19 protein-coding genes are annotated in these 19,655 nt (G+C 32.7%); 17 read left to right on the plus strand and 2 right to left on the minus strand.

Annotation, left to right across the window (positions count from 1 at the left end; translation table 11 throughout):
• Positions 1-133: 133 nt before the first annotated feature.
• The gene (locus H599_RS0103475; RefSeq protein ID WP_026712848.1) at positions 134-1,063 is read left to right on the plus strand and encodes a DUF6427 family protein; all 930 of its coding nucleotides are present in this window, start codon (positions 134-136) and stop codon (positions 1,061-1,063) included.
• On the opposite strand, the gene upp is transcribed toward H599_RS0103475, so the two are convergent.
• On the minus strand, positions 1,058-1,711 hold the full coding sequence (upp, locus tag H599_RS0103480; protein WP_026712849.1) for a uracil phosphoribosyltransferase: 654 nt from the start codon (positions 1,709-1,711) through the stop codon (positions 1,058-1,060). The genes H599_RS0103475 and upp overlap by 6 nt on opposite strands.
• Before the next feature lie 97 nt (positions 1,712-1,808).
• Between upp and H599_RS0103485 the strand changes: the two genes are divergently transcribed.
• The 5 genes from H599_RS0103485 to H599_RS20230 all read left to right on the plus strand — a co-directional run bounded on the left by H599_RS0103485 (position 1,809) and on the right by H599_RS20230 (position 9,114).
• The gene (locus H599_RS0103485) at positions 1,809-2,414 is read left to right on the plus strand and encodes a DUF4254 domain-containing protein (protein WP_026712850.1); all 606 of its coding nucleotides are present in this window, start codon (positions 1,809-1,811) and stop codon (positions 2,412-2,414) included.
• A 21-nt stretch (positions 2,415-2,435) separates the two neighbouring features.
• Positions 2,436-4,187, plus strand: coding sequence for an ATP-binding protein (locus H599_RS19150; RefSeq protein ID WP_051590628.1), 1,752 nt, complete (start codon positions 2,436-2,438; stop codon positions 4,185-4,187).
• 183 nt (positions 4,188-4,370) lie between these two features.
• The gene (locus H599_RS0103495; RefSeq protein ID WP_035141133.1) at positions 4,371-5,378 is read left to right on the plus strand and encodes a glycosyltransferase family 9 protein; all 1,008 of its coding nucleotides are present in this window, start codon (positions 4,371-4,373) and stop codon (positions 5,376-5,378) included.
• 183 nt (positions 5,379-5,561) lie between these two features.
• Positions 5,562-8,342 carry an outer membrane beta-barrel protein gene (locus H599_RS0103500; RefSeq protein WP_026712852.1) on the plus strand — a complete coding sequence of 927 codons (2,781 nt, stop codon included), beginning with the start codon at positions 5,562-5,564 and terminating at the stop codon, positions 8,340-8,342.
• Positions 8,343-8,352: 10 nt separating this feature from the next.
• Positions 8,353-9,114 carry a GLPGLI family protein gene (locus tag H599_RS20230; RefSeq protein WP_051590629.1) on the plus strand — a complete coding sequence of 254 codons (762 nt, stop codon included), beginning with the start codon at positions 8,353-8,355 and terminating at the stop codon, positions 9,112-9,114.
• 118 nt (positions 9,115-9,232) lie between these two features.
• Here H599_RS20230 and H599_RS0103510 read toward each other — a convergent pair whose 3' ends face one another.
• A complete protein-coding gene (locus H599_RS0103510; protein WP_026712853.1) occupies positions 9,233-10,282 on the minus strand; it encodes a ferredoxin--NADP reductase in 1,050 nt (349 codons plus the stop codon).
• Between the two features lie 129 nt (positions 10,283-10,411).
• Between H599_RS0103510 and H599_RS0103515 the strand changes: the two genes are divergently transcribed.
• The 11 genes from H599_RS0103515 (at position 10,412) to atpA (ending at position 19,587) form a co-directional block, all read left to right on the plus strand.
• Positions 10,412-10,747 (plus strand): PadR family transcriptional regulator, encoded by a 336-nt coding sequence (locus tag H599_RS0103515; RefSeq protein WP_026712854.1) that lies wholly within the window; start codon positions 10,412-10,414, stop codon positions 10,745-10,747.
• An 11-nt stretch (positions 10,748-10,758) separates the two neighbouring features.
• Positions 10,759-11,430, plus strand: coding sequence for a hypothetical protein (locus H599_RS0103520; protein ID WP_026712855.1), 672 nt, complete (start codon positions 10,759-10,761; stop codon positions 11,428-11,430).
• A 172-nt stretch (positions 11,431-11,602) separates the two neighbouring features.
• Complete coding sequence (porW, locus tag H599_RS0103525; RefSeq protein ID WP_026712856.1) at positions 11,603-14,224, plus strand: type IX secretion system periplasmic lipoprotein PorW/SprE; 2,622 nt, start codon at positions 11,603-11,605, stop codon at positions 14,222-14,224.
• A gap of 2 nt (positions 14,225-14,226) precedes the next feature.
• Entirely contained in the window at positions 14,227-14,601 is a 375-nt protein-coding gene (locus tag H599_RS0103530) for a bactofilin family protein (protein ID WP_026712857.1), read from the plus strand.
• On the plus strand, positions 14,602-14,832 hold the full coding sequence (locus H599_RS0103535) for an AtpZ/AtpI family protein (protein ID WP_026712858.1): 231 nt from the start codon (positions 14,602-14,604) through the stop codon (positions 14,830-14,832).
• Between the two features lie 20 nt (positions 14,833-14,852).
• The gene (locus H599_RS0103540; protein WP_035141135.1) at positions 14,853-15,245 is read left to right on the plus strand and encodes a hypothetical protein; all 393 of its coding nucleotides are present in this window, start codon (positions 14,853-14,855) and stop codon (positions 15,243-15,245) included.
• Between the two features lie 117 nt (positions 15,246-15,362).
• The gene (gene atpB / locus H599_RS0103545; protein ID WP_026712860.1) at positions 15,363-16,523 is read left to right on the plus strand and encodes a F0F1 ATP synthase subunit A; all 1,161 of its coding nucleotides are present in this window, start codon (positions 15,363-15,365) and stop codon (positions 16,521-16,523) included.
• 95 nt (positions 16,524-16,618) lie between these two features.
• Positions 16,619-16,810, plus strand: a complete 192-nt coding sequence (gene atpE, locus H599_RS0103550; protein ID WP_026712861.1) for an ATP synthase F0 subunit C — start codon at positions 16,619-16,621, stop codon at positions 16,808-16,810.
• A gap of 123 nt (positions 16,811-16,933) precedes the next feature.
• Positions 16,934-17,434 carry a F0F1 ATP synthase subunit B gene (locus H599_RS0103555; protein WP_026712862.1) on the plus strand — a complete coding sequence of 167 codons (501 nt, stop codon included), beginning with the start codon at positions 16,934-16,936 and terminating at the stop codon, positions 17,432-17,434.
• 4 nt (positions 17,435-17,438) lie between these two features.
• Positions 17,439-17,972: an ATP synthase F1 subunit delta gene (gene atpH / locus H599_RS0103560; protein WP_026712863.1), complete on the plus strand. Its 534-nt coding sequence runs from the start codon at positions 17,439-17,441 to the stop codon at positions 17,970-17,972.
• Positions 17,973-18,009: 37 nt separating this feature from the next.
• Positions 18,010-19,587 (plus strand): F0F1 ATP synthase subunit alpha, encoded by a 1,578-nt coding sequence (gene atpA / locus H599_RS0103565; protein WP_026712864.1) that lies wholly within the window; start codon positions 18,010-18,012, stop codon positions 19,585-19,587.
• Positions 19,588-19,655: the final 68 nt, after the last annotated feature.

Genomic DNA, 19,655 nt, shown 5'->3' on the forward strand with positions numbered 1-19,655 from the left:
ATAGAATTTAAAATTTTATTAATGTTATTGGGTAAATCATAAAAATTATCATGCGAATAATAATTTTGTCTTAACTCGTTTCCTTATTTGAACAAGTAGTATATTTACAGTCACAAAAGTATAAAATATCCTTATGATTACAAGTGTTTTTAAAAAATCTACACCATTAAATTTTTCTTTAGTAGTATTTTTGATATTGTTTTTTGATTTTATTTATCAAATTCAGGATTTAGCTTGGTCTCATTCGGTAGTTTTAATTTTTAAAAACATAGGAATTGGCTTGGTAATTTTGTTTTCGGCATTAATAAACAGTTTTATTTCAAGACGTAATGAACTCAGTAAAGACAGTGCTTACAGCATTTTGTTTTTTTTAATTTTCCTGCTTTTTTTTCCAGGTCTTTTTCAAAATATCAACTTAGTTCTGGCTAATTTTTTTATTCTGTTAGCCTTTAGAAGATTGGTTTCTTTGCAATCGCAAAAAGCTTCCAAAGAAAAAATATTTGATGCTTCTTTATGGATTTTTGTGGCTTCGTTATTCCATTTTTGGTGCATTTTGTATTTGGTTTTGGTGTTTAGTTCTATTATTTCGCATGTTATTGGCGATTATAGAAACTGGCTTTTGCCTTTCATTGCCTTTTTTGCTATAGGAATTATTTTTGCCATGTATTCCTTGCTGTTCAATGCTGATGCAATAGATTACATCAGCCGCGGAATAGAAATGAGTTTCAGCATTGATTATTTTACTAATAATTATCAAAATGCGGCGCTTTCTATTTATGCAACGATTGCTTTATTTTTTCTTATTTCTATGCTAATGACATTGGCATCCAGACCACTGCAATTGCAAGCTTCGTTCAAGAAAATTATTTTTGCTTTTTTAATTGCGATAGTGATTTATGTAATTTCGGCTAACAAAAGCAATGATTTATTAATCTTTACTATCGCGCCATTGGCTATGATGACTACGGCTCACATCGAAATGCCTCAGTTAAAACTGAATCAGGAATTGGCTTTAGGCATTTTGATTTTGTGCAGTTTATTTGCTTTTTTCTCCCAATTATAATTTGATTCCGTAAGCTAAGTCACCGGCATCACCAATTCCCGGAACAATATAACTGTGTTCGTTGAGTTTTTCATCTAAAGCAGCAATCCATAAATGGCAATTTTCAGGCAAATGTTTTTGTAAATAGGCGATGCCTTCGGGAGCGGCAATCGTTACGGCAATATGAATGGATTTTGGCGTTCCTCGTTCCATCAATCGTTTATAAACAGCTACAATAGATTGTCCGGTAGCCAGCATTGGATCAACCAATAGTAAACATTTATCAGTAATATCGGCAATGGCCTGATATTCGACTTTAATTTCAAAATAATCATCGTTATTCGGATGGTATCGGTAGGCCGAAATAAATCCGTTTTCCGCTTTGTCAAAATAATTTAAAAAGCCTAAATGCGTAGTTAATCCCGCTCTTAAAATCGAACAAAGGACAATGGAATCAGAAATTTGAGTGGTTTTTTTGATTCCAAGCGGTGTTTGAATTTTGACATTTTTATATTCTAATTCTTTGCTGAGTTCATAAGCTATGATTTCGCCAATGCGTTCCATATTTCGTCTGAATCGCATGGCATCATTATGAATATTCACATCTCTTATTTCTGCTAAAAAATGATTGAGAATACTGTTTTTTTCTGATAAAAAGTGAATTTGCATAGCCGGTGAAATTTGATTAGAAAGACTTAGAGAAAGTTGAAATCTAATTTTTTTATAAATGTATAAAAAGTATCTTTGTCTAAATAAAAAGATAAAGATGTTTTCAAAATTAGCCTATTCCGTTTTTGAACAAAGTATCAAAGATTATCATCAGTTTGATAATGTTGATCAGCCGATAAACAATCCGTATGCAAAAGATCAGTTTGAACATTTATTATATCTGAAAAACTGGATTGACACAGTGCAATGGCATTTTGAGGATATTATTCGTGACCCGCAAATTGATCCGGTAGCTGCTTTAACTTTGAAAAGAAGAATTGATGCTTCTAATCAGGAGCGTACGGATATGGTGGAATATATTGATAGTTATTTTTTGCAAAAATACAGTAAAGTTGTTGTAAAAGAGGATGCTAAAATTAATTCAGAAAGTCCGGCCTGGGCGTTTGACCGTTTGTCTATTTTGGCATTGAAAATCTATCACATGCAGGAAGAGGCTACTCGTGCCGATGCTTCTCAGGAACACAGAGACAAATGTCAGGAGAAATTGAACGTTTTATTAGAACAGAGAACTGATTTATCAACGGCAATTGATGATTTGTTGACGGATATCGAAAACGGAGATAAATTCATGAAAGTGTACAAACAAATGAAAATGTACAACGACGATGAATTGAATCCTGTTTTGTACCAGGGGAAGAAATAATTTTTTAAATTAAACTTTATTATGATAACTATTGAAAAGTTAAAAAAACTCAAGGAATCTGAGGATAAAGTGGAATTTAAAAAAGGTGAAGGAGGTAACATATCTTATGATGGTGGAGTTAAACCAAAACCAAGTGATAGGCGAAGATGTATCTTAGGATATGTTACTGCTTTATGTAATGAAGGTGGAGGTTATTTAGTTATTGGAATGACTGATAATTTTCCCCATGAAGTTGTAGGTACAAAACAAAATTTAGATTCTATAGGGGAACTAGAATCTAAAATTTATACTGATACTGGAATTAGACCTTTTGTATATGAGTTATATGAGAGTGATAAAAGGGTTTTAGTAATAGAAGTTCCATCAAGACCTGCAGGAAAGGTTTTTAAATTTGAAGATGTTGCTTTAATGCGTGTTGGAGAAGAATTAAAACCAATGTCAGACGAATTTTATTTGAAAATAATTAACGAACAAGAACCTGATTTTTCACAACAAATATGTGATAGTTTAACTATTTCAGATTTAGACGAAAGAGCGATTGCAATTTTAAAAGACAAATACTCTCTAAAACAAAATAACCCTAACTTTAAGACGCTTTCTAATGAACAGTTGCTTTCTGATTTAGATTTATTAAAGAATGGAAAATTAACCAATGCAGCATTAATTCTTCTTGCAAAGAAAGAAGTTTTAAATGAAAAACTTCCTCAAGCTGCTGTTATGTTGGAATATCGCAATGCTGAAAACCAAATACCCTTCGACAATAGAATACCTTTTTCAGAACCTTTTTTTATATTAATTGATGAACTTTGGAAAACGATTAATTTAAGAAATGGGAGCTTTCCTATTCAAGATGGAGCTTATATTTTTAATGTTCCTTATTTTAATGAAGAAGTAATAAGGGAATCTATTAATAATGCTATTTCACATAGAGATTATAGGAGAAGTTCTGAAATTGTTATTAAACAGTTTCCTCTAAGATTGGATATCATAAATGCGGGAGGGTTTCCAAGTGGTGTCAATTTAGAAAATCTTCTAAAAACCCCAAGTACTCCCAGAAACAGACTTTTAGCTGATGTTTTGCAAAAAACAGGAATAGTAGAACGTTCTGGCCAAGGAGTTGATAAGATATTTTATAACACACTTATAGAAGGAAAAGCAGAACCAGATTACTCAAAATCCGATTATTTTCAAGTCAATTTAAAATTATCTGCAGTTATAGAAGATAGAGCTTTTGCATTATTTATAGTTGCAGTACAAGAAGAATTGCCGGAAACAGAAAAATTATCTGTTTTAGAGGTGCTTACCTTAAGTATGATCAAAAAAGGCGCAGTAAAAAATGATTTAGATGCTGAAATAGTTTCTAAACTTTTAAAGAAGAAGCTTATTGAGAAAAGAGGAAAAACCAATGCTATTTATTATATTCTTTCAAAAGATTACTACGAATTCACAGATGAGAAAGCAAAATATTATAATCTACAAGAATTAGATGAAAGTCAAGTTTTTAATACTGTTTTTAAATTTTTATTGAAGGAAGGAAAGGCTAAGATGAAAGATTTTGTAGGTCTTTTTGAAGATAAATTATCCCGAAAACAAGTGAGAACGAGAATTGAAAAATTTGTTACTAATGAAATAATTGAACAGCAGGGTTCTATTTATAAAATCAATGATGAGTATATAAAAAAAATGGAAGTTTATACTGAAGCAATTTCTAAAACCATTTCTGATTTGGAAAATAAAAATGAAAAGGCCAAAAAAAGGCCAAAAAAAGGCTAATAATTGTTCAAAACCTAGGGTTTTTGTTAATAACTCCATCGTTAGGGCTTGATTTTCAATAGATTTATATAAAATGAAAAGGCCAAAAAAGGGCCAAAAAAACACCACTTTCTACAACTTTTTGCCACATTTTCAATTATTAATATTTAAAATTTGACTTCCAAAATACAACATATCGCCGTCATGAGACTCTCCGCAATGGGAGATGTTGCCATGACGGTGCCTGTTTTACGGGCTTTTGTAAAACAATATCCTAATATTAAAATAACGGTCATTTCCCGACCATTTTTCAAGCCTTTTTTCGAATCGATACCTAATGTTGTTTTTTTTGCTTTTGATGAAAAAGAACGACATAAAGGCTTTCCGGGTTTGATCCGATTGTTTAAGGATTTACGAAAGTTAAAAATTGATGTTTTTGCCGATTTGCATAATGTACTTCGTTCTAAAGTCGTGAGAACACTTTTTGCCCTGAGCGGAAAAAAAGTTGCTGCTGTTGATAAAGGACGTGAAGGGAAAAAAGCTTTAACAAGATTTGAAAATAAGGTTTTCAAGCAATTGCCAACCATGTTCGAAAGACAGGTAAAAGTGTTTGAAAAACTTGGTTTTGTTGTTGATTTATCTAATCCAACATTTGCTGAAAAAGCCGTTTTAAGTGCTGATATTTTGGAAATCATTGGCAAAAATCATCAAAAATTAATAGGAATAGCTCCTTTTGCGCAGTATGAATCGAAAGTCTATCCTTTGGATTTAATGCAGGAAGTGATTGCTCAATTGGCTCAAAATCATTCTAATAAAATTCTTCTTTTTGGCGGTGGTAAAAAAGAAATTGAAATTTTAGAATCCCTTGCAATTCCTTTCCCGAACGTCATTAATATGGCAGGGAAAATCAAATTTCAGCAGGAATTAGAACTCATCAGTAATTTGGATGTGATGCTTTCTATGGATTCCGGAAATGCACATATTGCAGCTATGCTTGGCGTAAAAGTGGTGACACTCTGGGGTGCGACGCATCCTTTTGCCGGTTTTTCACCGTTTAATCAGCCTTTAGAAAATGCTTTAGTTTCCGATAGAGAAAAGTATCCGTTATTACCTACTTCTGTTTATGGAAATAAGAAGGTGGAAGGTTATGAAGACGCAATGCGCACGATTAGTGTGGATAGCATCTTAAATGTTTTAAATGAATGTAAATAAGTTAATTAAATTACATTTTAGCATACTCTTATATTTCCTCAAGTTTTTAATGAAAGAATAATTTTATAAATTATTTAACAGACTGCTTTTGACTTATTAGTATTAAAAATACTACTTTGGCTAGTCGGGATTTTGACCTTACGAGTAGGTTTTAAATTTTAATACTTTAAAGCATAATTACTTATGAAAAAAACTATAGGATTAGTTACAATTTTCTTCTTATTTTCATTATCGGTTTTTTCTCAAAATACTACTATCTCAGGATTTTTAACAGACAGCAAAGATAAAACACCGGTTTATAATTCAGTTGTAGCTTTATTAACTCCTATAGATTCTATTTTATATCAGTTTACCCGTTCAGACAAACAGGGAAAATTTAGTCTTAAAAATGTAAAAGCAGGCAATTATATAGTAATGACTTCTCATAATCAATTTGCTGATTATGTAGATGCAATTAGTGTAAACGGAGGAGAAATAAAATTAGGAAATATTGCTTTAAAAAGTAAAATAGAACTTTTAAGAGAAGTGGTTATAAAAACAGGTTCTATACGTATAAAAGGCGATACCACCAGTTACAGAGCCAGTGATTTTAAAGTAGATGCTAATGCCAATGTTGAAGAGTTACTCAAAAAACTTCCGGGGATACAGGTAGATAAAAACGGAGCCATAAAAGCTATGGGAGAAACGGTTCAAAAGGTTTTAGTTGATGGAGAAGAATTTTTTGGTGATGATCCTGGTATGGCAGTGAAAAATTTAAGAGCCGATGCTGTAAAAGAAGTTCAGGTTTTTGATAAGAAAAGTGAACAGGCTGAATTTACAGGAATTGATGATGGCAAAACTCAAAAAACAATCAATTTAAAACTTAAAGAAGATAAGAAGAAAGGCTATTTTGGAAAAATTGATGGAGCTAATCAACCTTTTACCGATACCGATTCCCGATATAATACGAACTTAATGTTTAGTAGTTTTAAAGGAAAAAGAAAACTATCAGCATTTTTATTAAATGGAAATACCGGTCAGGATGGTTTGAATTGGGAAGATAGTGAGAAATTTGGAGGTCGCGAAAATAATTTTAATATGAATATGGATGATGATGGTAATGTAAGTTATGAATGGGTAGGTGGAAATAATGACGGTGAACCTTATGTAAATACTCAAAATGGATTTGTCAAAAACACCAATGCCGGACTTCAATACACTAATAAGTGGAATGAAAAGCAAAATTTGAATGTATCACCTAAATTCAATAAGCAAATTTATACGAACAATAATAGTAGAATTACACAAACACAGGTAGGTGATACCCAATTAAATGAGAACAGATCTACAGAAACAAATGTTAATAGAAGTAATTTTAAATTAAACGCAATTTATGATGTGAAATTAGACTCTTTGAATTCTATAAAGTTTTCAGCCAGAACTAATTTTTACGAAACGGAAAGTGATGAATTTACGAATGGAGAAACAACTGGAGAAGCGGGAATATTGAAAAATAAACAGCAGAAAACAGTTATCACGAATTCAGATAAAACATCCTTGTCGGCTGGTCTTTTATTCAAACATAAATTTGCCAAAGCTCGTCGTACCTTTACAATAAATAGTAGTTGGAATCGCTTGAGTACTAATTCGAATAATTTTTTAAAATCTTCTAACGAAAGTTATGTTGATGGAAATTTCGATTCTAAAGTAGATGTAAATCAGAATAAAATTGGAGACAGATCCAATCAAAATTTGACGCTTGGGTTGAGTTATTCGGAGCCTATTGCCAAACAATTATCATTACAGTTTGCCTACCAATTAACCTATGATAAAGGAAAAAACAATTATTTTACTTATGATTATTCAGATGTTTCCGGGAAGTATGATCAATTGGTAAGTTCATTGTCTAATGAATTTGAACAAGACATTATTACGCACAGACCTAATCTTAAATTAAGTTACAATGCCAAAAAAGTCAATTATAGTATTGGGAGCGGATTTGGTTTTACTACTTTTGATTTGTTAGATAAGACTTTGGACAAAGAGTACAAACGTAGTTATACTAACTTTTTTCCTTCAGCCAGTTTTTCTTACCGATACAAAAACAATGGTAACCTGCGTATTAATTATCAGGGATCAACCAGACAACCTACACTGGATCAATTACAGCCTTTGACAAACAATCAGGACTTTTTTAATCAAACTTTAGGTAATCCGGATTTAAAACAATCTTTTACCAATAGTATTAACATTAATCAGAATAGTTATAATATGCTGAATGAAAGACAAATTTATCAGGGAATTTCTTTTAGCACGACGACTAATGCTATTATTTACAACAGAGTTATTGATCCGGAAACGGCTAAAACAGTTTCTAAACCAATTAATAGTAATGGAAATTTTTCAGGGAATTATTATTTTGGATATGGGTTAAAAATTAAGAAATTAGATTTAAATGCTCAATTTAGTCCGTTTTTGGGCTTTAATAAATCTGCTTTAAGCATTAATGATAAAATAAGTAGTGCTGAGAATCTGAACACAGGATTTTCGGTTTATTTATATAAGTTCAAACAAAAACGATACGATATTAATTTAAGTAACCGATTTACCATTAATAGAAGTACAACCACTCAAAATAGCGAAATCAAATCTTTTAATACCAATAGTTTAAATGCAGAAGTAGGTGTTTATTTTGCAGAAAAATGGAAATTATCTACAGATTATAATTTAAATACCCGACAAAAAACAATCGATTTTCAGGATAATTTGACCAATCAATTATGGAATGCAAGATTGCAGCGTACTTTTAAGAAAGATGAGTTCACCGCTTATGTTTTAATTCGTGATATTTTAAATCAAAATATTGGAATAAGTAGAAATGCATATCAAAATACCATCAGTCAGGAACAAAACGACCGACTTAAAAGATATGTCATGATTGGTTTGACCTGGAATTTTAAAAATGGAGGAGAAACAAAAAAATAATTTAAGATAGATGAAGACACTATATTTTATAATTACAACACTATTTTTTTCGGTTACTACTTTTGCTCAGCAATTTGTAGATAAGGCAGTCATTGAATTTGAAGTGAGTACTAATTTAAAAAAGACAATGACAAATCATAGTTGGGATGAAATGATGAAGGATAATATTTCTGATCTTAAGGTATCTTATTTCAATTATACTTTTACTGATAATAAGAGTATTTTCAAATTTGATCGTTGGAGTCCTAAGACAAGAGTGCCTAAATGGGAAAAAGAAGCCGATGAAGAAAACAGCTGGTATGTTGATTTCAATACCGGGATAATGAATATGCAAAAACAAATTGTAGGAACCAATTTTGTTATTGCGGATAGTATTCGAAAAATTGAATGGAGGATTACTAATGAAAACCGGGAAATTGCAGGATATAATTGCCGAAAAGCCGTAGGTAAAATTATGGATGATGTGTATATTTTTGCTTTTTATACTGATGATATTACCATTTCGGGAGGGCCTTGTTCCATAAGTGGTTTGCCAGGCATGATTTTAGGTCTCACCATTCCACGCTTATATACTTCTTACATTGCCACCAGAGTGGATGTGTCTTTTAGCAATGCAGCAGAGGTAAAACCCATCACTGCCAAAAAAACTTATGATTTAAAGGAATTAAAAACCTTAATATCCGAAAGAACGAAGGATTGGTTTAGTTATGGAGATGATAAAGAAGAAAACGAACGTCAAAAAAATATGTTTATTTGGAATGCGTTTTTGTAATTCTTAAACCATTTAAGATAAAATAAAAAACCATTAAGAAATTAAGTTTTATTAAGGCATAACCTCAATTTTCTTAATCTCTTAATGGTTTTAAAAATATTTTTGTGATGGTTTTTAATTAAACATCATCAAAATCCACATAAATAGTGTCTGATGTTGGGTGCGCCTGACAACTCAAAATTAAACCTTCGGCAATTTCTTTCTCGGTCAGGATGGAGTTTTTCCTCATTTCGGCGCTTCCTTCGGTTACGCGGCAAAGACAGCTGCTGCAAATTCCGCCCTGACAGGAATAAGGAGCGTCAATTCCCTGTTTTAAAGCCGCTTCCAGAATCGTTTCTTTTTGCGACATTTCAAAAGAAGTTTCTTCATCATCTACCATCACGGTAATTTTTGAATGGCCGCTTAATTCCTGGATTTCATTTTCAAAAGCGGATGCCGTAAACAATTCAAACTTAATAGCCGAATCTTTTACGTTTTTCTCTTTCAAAACATTCGAAACCATGTCAATCATTTGCTCTGGTCCGCATAAAAAGAATTTTTCAAATTCTATTTCTTTGTGCTTGTTGTTTAATACAAAATTCACCACCGATTTGTCAATACGACCAAACAAAGCATCTTCAACTTGTATCTGACTGTAAACATATTGCACCATAAATTGGCTTACATATTGCAAATGCAAATCGTGTAATTCCTGATGAAAAATGGTTTCTTCCGGTGATTTATTTCCGTAAACCAATACAAAAGAACTTTTTGGCTCACTTTTTAAAACCGATTTAATGATGGACAAAACCGGTGTGATTCCGCTACCGGAAGCAAAAGCAATATAATTTTTTTGTTTGTGTGCATCCGGTTCAAGCGTAAATTTTCCTTCCGGTTTGCCTACTTCGATAACATCTCCGGCTTTAAGTTGGGTGTTAGCAAATTGAGAAAACAATCCGTCTTTAACGGCTTTAACGGCAATGCGTAATTCGCCACTTTCCGGTGATGAACAAATAGAATAGGCACGACGAATCTCATTACCATTAAGGGTTAATTTAAGATTCACATATTGTCCTGCAATGAATTTATAATTTTCTTTTAATTCTTCAGGTACATTAAAAAGAATAGAAACCGCATTAGCTGTTTCTCTTTTTACCTCTTTTATAAGGAGTTTCAAAAAATTGGGCATGTGTTTTAATTTTTAGCAAAGATAACAAACGGAATAAGTTCTAAAAATCAAAAAGATTGAAATTTACATACATAAATTTGTTATGTATAAGAAACTTATGTATGTTTGTTTTTCAAAATGAAAGCGATTATGAAAAATTCACAATTATACAAGGGCAGTTTGAATACGATTATCATGAAATTATTAGAAGAAAATGGTAAGATGTACGGTTATGAAATTACTCAAAAAGTAAAAGCCATTACGCAGGGAGAATTGAATATTACCGAAGGAGCGCTGTATCCTGCATTGCATAAACTGGAAGCTGATGGTTTTCTTGATGTAGAAATTGAAAAAGTAGATAATCGTATGCGAAAGTATTATAAATTAACAGAATCAGGAGAAAAAGAAACCGTAAATCGACTTTCAGAATTAGAAGATTTTATTAGAAACATGCAGAGTTTAGTGAATCCAAAATTAGAATTTTAATTTTTCGGGCTATGAAATTAACTAACGAACAAATAGCAATAATTGACCAAACTTTAATGGATAAAGGTGTGGTTTATGAAGAAATTAAACTGGAATTACTGGATCACATTATAACGGATATTGAATTAGAAAGTGAAGAATCTGATTTTGAAATTGCTTTTTCTAAAGCAATGCTTAAATGGAAAAGAGAGTTAGAAGAAGTTAATCCTTCGGGAAAATTTGCAGCTCCAAGAATAGTTATGGAAAAATTTTCTTCATTTTTTAAAGGTCAATATAAATTCTTTTTTCCAGCTGCTGCTATTTTTAGTTTTTTAATAGCAATCATTACAACATTATATCCGGAAGGACTGGTTTATAATACTGTAAAGCTAGTTTTTTATTCGGTATATTTTTTATTGAGTTTAGGCGGAATAATTAGTCTATTTTTTATTTCGAAAACAAAATCAAAAACAATTTCTGGAAAATTGATTCAAAAGAGTCGGTGGTTACTTGTTTTACAATTTTTTGTTATTTACATGTATTCAAATAGCTATAGTAGTTTGTATCGCCATTATAATAATGAACCTTTTTTGGGAAAATTTATTGAATGGTTAATGCCTTGTTATTTTTTTTTGATAGCTTGTCATTTAATCATGATTGCAGTAGAACATTTTAGAGTAGTCAAAAAATACAAATTGGTTTAATATTTATACCAATAATATCCAATCAGAAGTTATAATCAGAAAATGATTCAATAGAAAAGTATCTTTCTTTTTGGGAGTTTAAATTTCTATATTTCAAAAAGAAACGTATTTTTACCAGTCATTATACTAAAAAATTGTTTTAAAAGTTTAATGATAAAAAAACGGCGAATCATTGAAAACCAACAGATTTAAATATTCATTTCCCTTAGGATGTTTGTGCATTTTAGTAGCCTGTTCTACTAAAAAGGATACTTTTTTGGCTCGAAACTCCCATGCCTTAAGTACAAAATACAACATTTTATATAACGGACAAATTGCACTGGACAAAGGAATCAAAGCCATTGATGCCAGTAATCAGGATAATTTTTGGAAAATTTTGCCTGTCGAAGCCATGAATGTCGATGAAAATCTGGTAGTTGCCGATACGACTAAGAATGCCGATTTTGCCAAAGCAGAAGAGAAAGCCACAAAAGCCATTCAGAAACATTCGATGAATATTGGCGGAAGAGAACGTAATACTCAAATTGACGAAGCCTATTTGTTATTAGGAAAATCCCGTTATTATGACAAAAGATTCATTCCGGCATTGGACGCTTTTAACTACATTTTGTATAAATACCCAAACAGCAGCCGAATTGACGAAGCTAAAATTTGGCGCGAAAAAACCAATATGCGTTTAGGTAATGATGCTTTAGTAATTAAAAATATTACTAAGATGCTTGAGGAAACCCAGCCTAAAAAACAGGTTTTGGCTGATGCCAATGCATTATTGGCCGCTTCGTTTTTGAACATGGAACAAAAAGACAGTGCCATTGTCAAACTGAAAAAAGCCGTAAATTTTAGTACACATAATAATGATAAAGCCCGATACCGTTTTATTTTAGGACAGTTGTATCAGGAAACAGGCAACAAAGATCAGGCAAGAGCGTATTATGAAGCGGTGGTGCAAATGAACCGAAAAGCCGACAGGAAATACATGATGCATGCTCAGGCAAGATTAGCCGAACTGTTTGATTATCAAAATGGCGACCGAATGGCTTTTGACGAAAAGTATCATAAATTATTGGAAAACAGAGAGAATCGACCATTTTTGGATATTTTAAATTACCAAATGGCGGTTTTTTACGATAAAATCGGAAAAGAAGACAAAGCCGTAAAATACTATAATGCTTCATTGAAAAAAGCCCAATCGGACAATTATTTAATGGCTTCTGATTACAGAAATATTGGAAATATTCATTTTAGAAATGCCCGTTATTTAGAAGCTGCCAAATATTACGACAGTACTTTAGTAAAATTAAATCCAAAAACCAGAGAGTTTATTCATATTGAAAAAGTGCGTAAAAATCTGGATGAAGTTATTTTCTATGAAGCCATTGCCAGCCGCAACGACAGTATTCTAAAAGTGGTGGCAATGCCGGAAGCCGAAAAGCTGACTTATTTTGATTCCTATATTGAAAAATTGAAAAAATCGGATGAGACTAAAAGAATTCTGGAAGAAAAAGAAGCCGAAAAACAAAAAAATATTGAAAGAAACAGCAAAGCCGTTACTGCCGATGCTGCGGTAGGAGCTAACGGAAAAGTGCTGCCTAAAGCGCCATTTGGTCCTCCGTCCATTTCGACTGCCAACGCCGAGAATACATTTTATTTTTATAACCCAACTACAGTATCTTTTGGAAAAGTAGCCTTTAAGAAAAATTGGGGAAAACGTTCTTTGCAGGGGTATTGGAGAGTTTCTGTTGCTGATGCGCTGGCTGCGAATGAGTCAAAAGATTCCACCGCAGTTGCTCAGCAGGAAGTAGTAACCGATTCGGTTGCGAAAGAAAAAGAGCTGAACCCAAAATACGATCCGGCTTTTTATTTGAACCAATTACCAACAGCAACAACAGCTATTGACAGCATTGCTAAAGAGCGCAATGAGGCGTATTATCAGTTGGGAGTTATTTATAAAGAGAAATTCAAAGAAAATGATTTGGCCGCTAAAAAATTAGAAGATTTATTGCAAAATAATCCCGAAGAGAAATTAGTGCTGCCAAGTTTGTACAATTTGTATAAAATTTATCAAAATACAAATCCGGATAAAGCAGAAGCGGTTAAAAATAAGATTCTGTCTCAGTATCCAAATTCGCGTTATGCCCAAATTTTAAATAATGGAAATGTAATTGTCGAAGAGGGAAGCCCGGATGTGGTGTACAAAAAAATATACCAACAGTATCAAAATGAAGAATTTGATGCCGTTTTGGCTAAAATAGATGGATTAATCAATCAGTTTTCGGGTGAGGAAGTGGTGTCAAAATTAGAACTTTTAAAAGCCAATACTTTAGGAAAAGTAAACGGACTGGCTGCTTACAAAGCTGCTTTAGAAACGGTTGCCGGTAATTATCCAAATACCGAGGAAGGGAAAAGTGCACATGAGATTTTAGAAAAACAAATTCCGTTATTGGAAAATAGGAACTTTGATTCGAAAGATTCTAACCATTGGAAAATTTTGTATCCGCTGGCTTTGAACGCGATTAACGACAAAAAAACTATCGAGGAAAAAATCACCAAGTTTATCAATTCAGAGAATGCTCAAAAATTGAATTTAGTCTTTAATTCCTATGACGCGGCTAATGGATTTGTAATTATTCAGGGAATCACTTCCCAGGAATATGCTAATAGTGTAGCCAATGTTTTAAAAGAAAATCCAGCCTACAAAATTCAAACAACACCGATTATTATTTCTAACGAAAATTATAAAATAGTTCAAATTAAGAAGAATCTAAATATGTATTTAGAATCGAAAAAACAATAAAAATGTTTACTAATAAAAAAGAAAAACCTTATACCGACCTTTTAGGGAAAACCAATAGAATTGTTGAAGGAACCATTATTAAAGGTGATATTATTTCAAAAGCTGATTTCAGACTGGACGGGGAGTTAATTGGAAATTTTCAATCTGAGGGAAAATTAGTAATTGGCCCTACCGGCAGCGTTACAGGAGATATTAGCTGTAATAATGTCGATATAGAAGGTAAGTTTAACGGGAAAATTCAGGTTGCCGAATTACTGAATATCAAATCTAAAGCAAGTATTAAAGGCGAAGTAATCGTAGGGAAATTGTCAGTAGAACCCGGAGCCGATTTTACGGCAAGTTGTACGATGAAAGAAAATCAAAAACCGGCATCATAAATGGAAAAGAAACCCAATAATAAGAAATCGACGAAGTGGCTGGCACTGATTAATATTCCTATTCAAATGGGGGTGATTATTTTTTTGTTTTCTTATTTGGGCGACTGGCTTGATGAAAATCATCCGCATCCGAAATTTTATTATAACAAAGTATTGGTTTTGGTGGGTGTGTTTATTGCTTTGTACAATGTAATCAGGCAGGTAAATGAAATAAACAAAGACAAGGAATAAGTACAAAAGCAGGAACAATAATGATTTTTAAAAATTACAAAACCTATCTCTTTTTAGTAATTTCGGTTCTAATCGCTTATGTGTTGCACAAATTAGGATTTTATCTGTTTAAAGTAAATCCGGAGCAGTTTTATTACAGTCTGGAAAAACTGTATGCTATCTTTTTCCTGCTTTCCTTTATCATCATTTCAATTGTATTGAAAATAAGCGAACGCAATTTTGATCAGGTGGGAATGTCATTTTTGTTACTGACCACTTTTAAGATATTTTTTTATTATTTGCTTTTGAAACCTATTTTGAAGATTAGGCATTATGACATCACAATGGAGAAAATGAATTTCTTTGGAATGTTTATCCTTTTTCTGATGATTGAAACAATTGTAACTATAAGAATATTAAGCAAAAAGCCCTAAAAAACGGGCTTTAACAGGGTGTAAAAAAAAATATGTTTTCATATCCTTTTGGATATAAATAAAAAATGTACCTTTGCGCCAAATTTTAGAAACGTAAATATAACATATTCTGTAATTATGGTGATTTTAAAGAGACCACTTAGATTGATATTAGTAGCATTTTTAGCGTGTCTTCCATTGGTAAGTTTTGCAAATCAAGAAGTTGATTCGTTACAAGTACAAGGAGAAGCAGCTCATGAAGCAGTAGCTGAAGGACACCATGAAGGCGCTCATGCTGAACCTACCGATGTAAAATCTAAAATCAAAGCATTTATTAATCACCACGTTTTAGATTCTCACGATTTCTCCTTAACTCAGGATGATGAAACAGGAGAAAATTGGGGATTTCCATTACCGGTTATCTTATGGGATAACGGTTTACACGTTTTTTCTTCGGCTAAATTCCACCACGGAAAAGAAGTAGCGGAATCTAACGGTAACTATTATGTAATCAACCACCACGACGGAAAAATTTACAGAACAGATGCTACAGGAACTATTCATGAAAATGAAGAAACCGGACATCCTGAAAATGTACGTCCTATTGATTTTTCTATCACAAAAACAGTAGTTTCTATTATTGCTGCTTCTATTTTAATGTTTTTCATTTTTACCCGTTTGGCAAAATCTTATGCTAAAAACGGAGGAATTGCTTCAGGTGTGGGACGTTTCTTTGAGCCATTAATTGTATATGTTCGTGACGAAATTGCAATTCCTAATATTGGAGAGAAACATTATAAAAGATACATGAGTTATTTATTAACCATCTTCTTCTTTGTATTGTTCTTAAATATCTTCGGATTAACGCCACTAGGAATTAACGCTACAGGTAACTTTACTGTAACATTCTCTTTGGCAATCTTAACTTTCCTGATTACAAATTTAACAGCAAATAAAAATTATTGGGGACACATCTTCTGGATGCCGGGAGTGCCAAAACCAATGCGTATTATTTTAGCGCCAATTGAATTATTAGGAGTATTCATCAAGCCATTCTCATTAATGATTCGTTTGTACGCGAATATTTTTGCAGGTCACATTGTATTGATGAGTATTTTAGGGTTGATGTTTATTTTCAAAAGCTGGATTGGGAGCTCGTTGTCATTTGGATTGGCATTTGTACTTTCTATTTTGGAAATCTTAGTAGCCTTTTTACAAGCCTATATTTTCACAATGTTATCAGCTCTTTATTTTGGTGCGGCTGTTGAAGAACACCACCACGAAGAAGGGCATCACTAAAATCGTTTAATTGTTATTTGTTTAATCGGTTAAACGGAAAAACAAATTAACGATTCAACATCAAATCAGAATGTTTAATTTTTAATATATATATCATGGAAATTCCACAAATTATTGGAGCTGGATTAATCGTTATCGGAGCAGGTTTAGGTATTGGTAAAATTGGTAGCTCTGCTATGGATGCTATTGCTCGTCAACCAGAAGCTTCAGGAAAAATCCAAACAGCTATGCTTATCGCAGCTGCACTTATTGAAGGTATTGGTTTCGCAGCTTTATTCGCAGCTTAATTAAAACTAAAAAAATCAATAGTTACAACGGTTGGTTGTAACTGTTGATTTTAAAATTAAAACATTACATTGCAGGATTGCAATAAGATTAAATTTAGAATATAAAACTTAGAATTATATATAATGGAAAAGTTAATTAATCAGTTTGAGTTTGGTTTGTTTTTTTGGCAAGTATTAATATTTGTTGGATTAATATTTTTATTGAAAAAATTCGCTTGGAAACCTATTCTTGATGCAGTTAATGAGAGAGAAGAAGGAATCAAAAATGCATTAGAATCTGCTGAGAATGCAAGAAAAGAAATGCAGGAACTTCAGGCTGATAACCAAAGAATCTTAAATGAAGCGAGAGCGGAGCGTGATGCTATGTTGAAAGAAGCTCGTGAAATGAAAGAGAAAATGGTTGCTGATGCAAAAGGTGAAGCTCAGGCTCAAGGAGCAAAAATGATCGAGCAGGCTAAAGCTGCTATTGAAAGTGAGAAAAATGCAGCTATGGCTGAATTGAAATCTCAGGTTTCATCTTTATCATTGAGTATTGCTGAAAAATTATTGAAAGAAGAATTATCTAATAAAGAATCTCAAACTAAATTAGTTGAGAAAATGTTAGGTGACGTAAAGCTAAACTAATATTATGGCAGGTACAAGAGCAGCAATTCGTTATGCAAAAGCAATCCTTAGTATGGCCGACTCAATTGGAGTAGCTAATGAGGTAAATAACGATATGATTTTAATTGCATCAACAGTTAAAACTAATTCTGAATTAAATACTTTTATTCAGAGTCCAACTGTAAGTGTTGAAGTAAAAGAAAAAGCATTGTTAGAAGTTTTTGCTTCTGTTAATGGTGTAACAAAAGGTTTTTTTCATTTATTATTTGAAAATAAAAGATTCGAAATCTTAGAAGCTATTGCAGTAACATATTCTGATTTATTTGATAGTGCCAACGGAATGGAAGTTGCTAAAGTAACTACTGCAATTCCAATGGATGCAGCTTTAGAAGCTAAAGTATTAGCTAAAATAGCTACTTTATCAGATAAAAAAGTAACAATTAAAAATATTGTAGATCCTGCAATCATTGGAGGATTTATTTTAACAATAGGTGATAAGCAATACAATGCTTCAATCGCTAACAGATTACAAGTATTAAGAAAAGAATTAAGTAACTAGTTTTATTGCACATTAAGTGTCTAAATTATAAATTAAGATGGCGGAAATCAAACCTGCTGAAATTTCAGCAATATTAAGAAAGCAAGTAGAAGGTTTTGAATCTGGCGCTACGCTGGAGGAAGTAGGAACGGTACTTCAAGTTGGAGATGGTATTGCTCGTATTTACGGGCTTTCAAATGTACAATACGGAGAGTTAGTAGAATTTGAAAATGGTCTTGAGGCTATTGTATTGAACTTAGAAGAAGATAACGTAGGGGTGGTACTTTTAGGACCATCAACTGGTATCAAAGAAGGTTCTACTGCTAAAAGAACACAACGTATTGCTTCTCTTAAAGTAGGAGAACAAATGGTAGGACGTGTAGTAAACACTCTTGGTTTTCCAATTGATGGAAAAGGACCAATTGCTGGAGAATTATATGAAATGCCTTTGGAAAGAAAAGCTCCTGGAGTAGTTTTCCGTCAGCCAGTAACTGAACCATTACAAACTGGAGTTAAAGCTGTTGATGCGATGATCCCGGTTGGACGTGGACAACGGGAGTTGGTTATTGGTGACCGTCAAACAGGTAAATCAACTGTTTGTATCGATACTATCTTAAATCAAAAAGAATTTTATGATGCTGGTAAACCAGTATTCTGTATCTATGTTGCAATTGGACAAAAAGCTTCAACTGTAGCTGGAATTGCAAAAATGTTAGAAGAAAAAGGAGCAATGGCTTATACAGTTATCGTTGCTGCTAATGCTTCTGATCCTGCTCCAATGCAAGTTTATGCTCCTTTCGCAGGTGCTGCAATCGGAGAATATTTCAGAGATTCAGGTCGTCCGGCTTTGATTGTTTATGATGATTTATCTAAACAAGCAGTAGCTTACCGTGAGGTATCTCTTTTATTAAGAAGACCACCGGGACGTGAGGCTTATCCTGGAGACGTTTTCTACTTACACTCCCGTTTATTAGAGCGTGCTTGTAAAGTGATCGCTGATGACGGAATTGCTAAAAACATGAACGACTTACCAGAGTCTATCAAAGGAATCGTAAAAGGTGGAGGTTCATTAACTGCTTTACCAATTATCGAAACTCAGGCTGGTGACGTTTCTGCATATATCCCAACAAACGTAATCTCTATTACTGACGGACAAATTTTCTTGGATGGTGATTTGTTCAACTCTGGGGTTCGTCCTGCAATCAACGTAGGTATTTCTGTATCTCGTGTTGGAGGTAATGCTCAAATTAAATCAATGAAAAAAGTATCTGGTACTTTGAAATTAGACCAGGCTCAATTCCGTGAGTTAGAAGCTTTCGCGAAATTTGGTTCAGATTTGGATGCTGTTACTTTAAACGTAATTGAAAAAGGAAAAAGAAACGTTGAAATCTTGAAACAAGGTTTGAACGATCCTTATACTGTTGAAGACCAAGTAGCTATTATCTATGCTGGTTCTAAAAACTTATTGAGAAATGTTCCTGTTGCTAAAGTAAAAGAATTCGAGAAAGATTTCTTGGAATTCATGAATGCTAAACACAGAGCTACTCTTGATGCTTTGAAAGCCGGAAAATTAACAGACGAAATTACAGATGTAATTGAGGTTGTAGCGAAAGAAGTTTCTGCAAAATATAACTAATCTAGTGAATAGTGAATAGTGAGTAGTAATTAGACTATTCACTATTCACTTGTTACTATTTACTTAAA

Source organism: Flavobacterium daejeonense DSM 17708, from assembly GCF_000425425.1.
GTDB lineage: Bacteria > Bacteroidota > Bacteroidia > Flavobacteriales > Flavobacteriaceae > Flavobacterium > Flavobacterium daejeonense.